The organism is Streptomyces sp. YS-3, from assembly GCF_045257485.1.
In the GTDB taxonomy this organism is placed as follows: Bacteria; Actinomycetota; Actinomycetes; order Streptomycetales; family Streptomycetaceae; genus Streptomyces.
The window spans coordinates 1-5,113 of sequence record NZ_JBJHPC010000519.1; the positions used below are offsets into that span (position 1 = coordinate 1).

Here is a 5,113-nt window from a genome sequence, read left to right on the forward strand (position 1 = left end):
GAGCGGATCCGGGGATGGCGGGGGATGAGGCCGAGCCCGCCACAATCTGGTCCAGACCAATAGGCTTGTCAAGACCTCCGGCAGGAGCCCGCCGCTTCTGCGGAGCACCCGTTCAGTCCCGCCCGTCCCGTGCGAGGTACGCCGCCGCCTCGTGCATCGCGAGTTCCAGCAGCGCGGGATCGGTGAGGATGCCCGAGCCGTCGGGCGGCACCAGCCAGCGCACCCCGCCGCCGACCCGGCCGGGGTAGGGCACCACGATCCACGTCCCCTGCCCGGCCCCGCGCACCCCCGTGCCGAGCCAGCGCGCGGCGGTGCCGGGCGGGACGAAGAACCCCAGGCGCGCGTCGCCGGAGCCGGCGAGGACGGGCCCGGGCCGGTCGACGAGCCGGAGCAGGACCTCCAGGGCGGCGTGCCCCAGCTCGCCCGGCAGGATCAGTACGTCCCAGCGCCTGCCGGCGGGGAGGAGGGCGACCCCCAGGGGGTTGCGCTCCCACTCCCACCGGCAGGCGCCGGGATCCGGCGCCACCGACGCCAGCCATTCCACCGCTGTCCTGGGCCCGGAGCCATTCATCACCCGGTCTTCCTTCCGTGAGCGCGAAGTTGCGGTCACGGGGAGAGAGCGGGGTGGGGTCCGGCTATGACGCGGGTTTCGCTACCTGGCGGTAGTGAACCGGGGCGCTCCATGATCACGGGTTGTGCGCCCCCCGCGCGCGGGGAAGCGAAACGATCCGGCGGCGTACGCGGTGCTCAGCTGTCGAAGCCCAGCCCCGCCCGGTCCATCGCCTTCAGCCACAGGTTTCTGCGACCGCCGTTGGCGTCCGCGCGGGCCAGGGCCCACTTGGTGATGCCGATGCCCGCCCAGGCCACCGGCTCCGGCGGGAACGGGAGCGGCTTCTTGCGGACCATCTCCAGCTCCGTGCGCTCGGTGCGCTCCCCCGCCAGCAGGTCGAGCATCACCTCCGCGCCGAAGCGGGTCGCGCCCACGCCGAGGCCGGTGTACCCGGCGGCGTACGCCACCTTCCCGCCGTGCGCCGTCCCGAAGAACGCCGAGAAGCGCGAACAGGTGTCGATCGCCCCGCCCCAGGCATGGCTGAAACGCAGCCCCTCCAGCTGCGGGAAGCAGCGGAAGAAGTGCTCGGCCAGCTTGAGGTAGGTGGCGGGCCGGTCGTCGTACTCCGCCCGCACCTTCCCGCCGTACTTGTAGATCGCGTCGTAGCCGCCCCACAGGATGCGCTGGTCGGCGGTGATCCGGAAGTAGTGGAACTGGTTGGCCGAGTCGCCGAGCCCCTGGCGGTTCCGCCACCCCACCGAGGCCAGCTGCTCCGCGCTGAGCGGCTCGGTCATCAGCGCGTAGTCGTAGACCGGCACGGTGTACGCGCGCACCCGCTTGACCAGGGACGGGAACACATTGGTGCCGAGCGCGACCCGGCGGGCGCGGATCCGCCCGTACGGGGTGCGCACCGCCATGCCCGGTCCGGCCGCCACCAGATCGAGGCCGGGGGTGTGCTCGTAGATACGTACGCCCAGATCCAGACAGGCCCGATTGAGGCCCCAGGCGAGCTTGGCGGGGTGCAGCATCGCCACCCCGCGCCGGTCCCACAGGCCGCCGAGGAAGGTCGGCGAGTGGACCTCGGCCCGCATCGCGTCCTGGTCGAGCAGGTCGAGTCCCTCGATGCCGAGCCCGAGGGCCGCCTCGTGCATCTCGTGCAGCTCGTCGAGCTGGTGCGGCTCGGTGGCCACGTCGATCTCGCCGGTGCGCTCGAAGTCGCAGTCCAGGGAGTAGCGGGCGACGGCCGCCTCGATGGCGTCGAGGTTGGCCGCGCCCAGCTTCTCCAGCCGGGGCAGCTCGTCCGGCCAGCGGGCCAGTCCGTTGCCCAGGCCGTGGGTGAGGGAGGCGGCGCAGAAGCCGCCGTTGCGGCCCGAGGCCGCCCAGCCGGTCTCCTTGCCCTCGATGAGCACCACCTCGCGGTCCGGGTCGCGCTCCTTGGCCAGGAGCGCGGTCCACAGTCCGCTGTAGCCGCCGCCGACGACGAGCAGATCGCACCGCTCGTCGCCCGCGAGGGCGGGGAGTGCCCCGGGCCTGCCCGGGTCCTCCAGCCAGAAGGGGACGGGCTGGGCGTCCGTCAGGGAAAGGGCTGCCGCACTGCGCATGGCTCGGGTGACGGCCATGACTTCCAACTCCCTCGAAGGGTTCGGTCGGTTACTGCCTAGGCTTGCGCACGGTTGCCGCGCCGGTTCGCCACGAGCTGGCCGGTGACGACCACCACGACGGCGATGACGAACATCGCCGTACCGATGACATTGATCTGAACGGGCGTGCCCCGCTGCGCCGATCCCCAGACGAACATGGGGAACGTCACGGTGGAGCCCGCGTTGAAGTTGGTGATGATGAAGTCGTCGAAGGAGAGCGCGAAGGCGAGCAGCGCGCCGGCGACGATTCCGGGGGCCGCGATCGGCAGGGTGACCCGCACGAACGTCTGGACCGGCCCCGCGTACAGATCGCGCGCCGCCTCCTCAAGGCGCGGGTCCATCGACATCACCCGCGCCTTGACCGCCGTGACCACGAAGCTCAGGCAGAACATGATGTGGGCGATGAGGATGGTCCAGAAGCCGAGCTGCGCGCCCAGGTTGAGGAAGAGCGTGAGCAGAGAAGCGGCCATGACGACCTCGGGCATCGCCATCGGCAGGAAGATCAGCGAGTTGATCGCGCCGCGCGCCCGGAACCGGTAGCGCACCAGCGCGAAGGCGATCATCGTGCCGAGCACGGTCGCGCCGACGGTGGCCCAGGTGGCGATCTGGAGCGAGAGCGAGAGTGAGCCGCACATGTCGGCGACCCCGCACGGGTCCCGCCAGGCGTCGGTGGAGAACCGCTGCCAGGAGTAGTTGAAGCGCCCGTTCGGCTTGTTGAACGAGAACACCATCACGACGACGTTCGGCAGGATCAGGTACGCGAGGGTGGCGAGCCCCGCGATGACGATCACATTGCGTCGGAGCCAGCGCATCAGACCAGGTCCTCCGTCCCGGCTCGGCGGATGTAGACGGAGACCATGACCAGCACGATCGCCATCAGGATGAAGGAGAGGGCGGCGGCCGTCGGATAGTCCAGGACCCGCAGGAACTGTGACTGGATGACGTTGCCGACCATTTTCTGGTCGGTGGAGCCCAGCAGTTCGGCGTTGACGTAGTCACCGCTCGCCGGGATGAAGGTGAGCAGCGTGCCCGAGACGACACCCGGCATGGAGAGCGGGAAGGTCACCTTGCGGAAGGTGGTCGCGGGGGTCGCGTACAGATCGCCGGCGGCCTCGTGCAGCCGGGAGTCGATCCGCTCCAGGGACGTGTACAACGGCAGGATCATGAACGGCAGGAAGTTGTACGTGAGGCCGCAGACCACCGCCATCGGCGTGGCCAGCACCCGGTCGCCCTCGGTGAAGCCCAGCCGGCTCGTCACGTCGAGCACGTGCAGCGAGTTGAGCGCGTGCACCACCGGCCCGCCGTCCGCGAGGATCGTCTTCCAGGCGAGGGTGCGGATCAGGAAGCTGGTGAAGAACGGGGCGATGACCAGCACCAGGATCACATTGCGCCAGCGGCCCGCCTTGAAGGCGATGAGATACGCCAGCGGATACCCGAGCAGCAGACACAGCACGGTCGCCGTGCCCGCGTACAGCAGCGAGCGCACGAACTGCGGGTAGTACTCCTTGAAGGCGTCCCAGTAGGTCTGGAAGTGCCAGGTGACCTGGAAGCCCTTCTCCAGGGAGCCGGTCTGCACCGAGGTGGAGGCCTGGTAGACCATCGGCAGCGCGAAGAAGACGATCAGCCATAGGATGCCCGGCAGCAGCAGCCAGTAGGGCACCAGCCGCCTGCGCGCCGACACCTTGCGTACGGGGAGGTCGGCGGCCGGGGGCGCCTCGGTCAGGGCGCTCACGCGGCGTCCTCGACCTTCTCCACGCCCGCGTCGATCGCCTGGGCGGCGTCGAGGCCGAAGGTGTGCGCCGGGTTCCAGTGCAGGACGACCTCGGCGCCGGGAAGGAGTCCCGCGCGCCTCTCGACGTTCTGCTCGTACACCGCGAGCCCCCGGCCCGCCGGGGAGTCGATGACGTACTGGGTGGAGACGCCGATGAAGGAGGAGTCGACGATGCGGCCGGGGATCCGGTTGCGGCCCGCCGCTATCGAGCCCTCGTCCTCGCGGTGGGCGAGGGAGATCTTCTCCGGGCGCACGCCCACGAGGATCTTGCCGCCGCCGGTGGCGGGGGCCTGGCAGCGCCCGCCGGGCAGCCGCAGCTTGGCGCCGCCCGCCGTCACCAGGAGGTCCTCGCCGCTCGCCTCGACGACCTCGGCCTCGATGAGGTTGGAGGTGCCGAGGAAGTTCGCCACGAAGGTGGTTCTCGGGTTCTCGTAGAGGTCGGCGGGGGCGCCGAGCTGCTCGACCCGGCCGCCGTTCATCACCGCGACCGTGTCGGCCATGGTCATGGCCTCCTCCTGGTCGTGGGTGACGTGGACGAAGGTGATGCCGACCTCGGTCTGGATGCGCTTGAGCTCCAGCTGCATCTGGCGGCGCAGCTTCAGGTCGAGGGCGCCGAGCGGCTCGTCGAGGAGCAGGACCTGCGGATGGTTGATGAGCGCGCGGGCGACCGCCACGCGCTGCTGCTGGCCGCCGGAGAGCTGGTGCGGCTTGCGCCCCGCGAAGTCCCCGAGCTGGACGAGCTCCAGCATGTCGTCGACCTGCTTCTTCACCGATTTGATGCCCCGGCGGCGCAGCCCGAAGGACACGTTCTCGAAGACGTTGAGGTGCGGGAAGAGCGCGTACGACTGGAAGACGGTGTTCACCGGCCGCTTGTAGGGCGGCAGACCGGTGACGTCCTTGTCGCCGAGGAAGACGGTCCCGGTGGTGGGCTCCTCCAGTCCGGCGATCATGCGCAGGGTGGTGGTCTTGCCGCACCCGGAGGCGCCGAGCAGGGCGAAGAAGGAGCCCTGCGGAACGGTCAGTTCGAGCGGATGGACGGCGGTGAAGGAGCCGTACGTCTTGCTGATCCCGGTGAGGCGGACATCGCCGCCGTCGTTCTTGTCGTCAGTCATGGGTTGCGATCCCAGGGGTGGTGAGGGACGAGGGGAGGGG

5 protein-coding genes are annotated in these 5,113 nt (G+C 70.1%); all 5 read right to left on the reverse strand.

Annotated elements, in window-relative coordinates:
- Positions 1-112: 112 nt before the first annotated feature.
- The 5 genes from ACJA3G_RS29670 to ACJA3G_RS29690 all read right to left on the reverse strand — a co-directional run bounded on the left by ACJA3G_RS29670 (position 113) and on the right by ACJA3G_RS29690 (position 5,073).
- Complete coding sequence (locus ACJA3G_RS29670) at positions 113-571, reverse strand: hypothetical protein (protein ID WP_406556126.1); 459 nt, start codon at positions 569-571, stop codon at positions 113-115.
- Positions 572-747: 176 nt separating this feature from the next.
- Positions 748-2,169 carry an NAD(P)/FAD-dependent oxidoreductase gene (locus ACJA3G_RS29675; RefSeq protein ID WP_406556122.1) on the reverse strand — a complete coding sequence of 474 codons (1,422 nt, stop codon included), beginning with the start codon at positions 2,167-2,169 and terminating at the stop codon, positions 748-750.
- Positions 2,170-2,207: 38 nt separating this feature from the next.
- Positions 2,208-3,002: an ABC transporter permease gene (locus ACJA3G_RS29680; RefSeq protein WP_406556123.1), complete on the reverse strand. Its 795-nt coding sequence runs from the start codon at positions 3,000-3,002 to the stop codon at positions 2,208-2,210.
- The gene (locus ACJA3G_RS29685; RefSeq protein WP_406556124.1) at positions 3,002-3,922 is read right to left on the reverse strand and encodes an ABC transporter permease; all 921 of its coding nucleotides are present in this window, start codon (positions 3,920-3,922) and stop codon (positions 3,002-3,004) included. The genes ACJA3G_RS29680 and ACJA3G_RS29685 overlap by 1 nt, the downstream gene beginning before the upstream one ends.
- The gene (locus tag ACJA3G_RS29690) at positions 3,919-5,073 is read right to left on the reverse strand and encodes an ABC transporter ATP-binding protein (RefSeq protein ID WP_406556125.1); all 1,155 of its coding nucleotides are present in this window, start codon (positions 5,071-5,073) and stop codon (positions 3,919-3,921) included. Before ACJA3G_RS29690 ends, ACJA3G_RS29685 begins: the two co-directional genes overlap by 4 nt.
- Positions 5,074-5,113: the final 40 nt, after the last annotated feature.

Excerpts from the sequence above, each read along its gene's own strand:
- ACJA3G_RS29670 (WP_406556126.1), bottom strand. The coding sequence starts at position 571 with ATGAATGGCTCCGGGCCCAGGACAGCGGTGGAATGGCTGGCGTCGGTG.
- ACJA3G_RS29675 (WP_406556122.1), bottom strand. The coding sequence starts at position 2,169 with ATGGCCGTCACCCGAGCCATGCGCAGTGCGGCAGCCCTTTCCCTGACG.
- ACJA3G_RS29680 (WP_406556123.1), bottom strand. The coding sequence starts at position 3,002 with ATGCGCTGGCTCCGACGCAATGTGATCGTCATCGCGGGGCTCGCCACC.
- ACJA3G_RS29690 (WP_406556125.1), bottom strand. The coding sequence starts at position 5,073 with ATGACTGACGACAAGAACGACGGCGGCGATGTCCGCCTCACCGGGATC.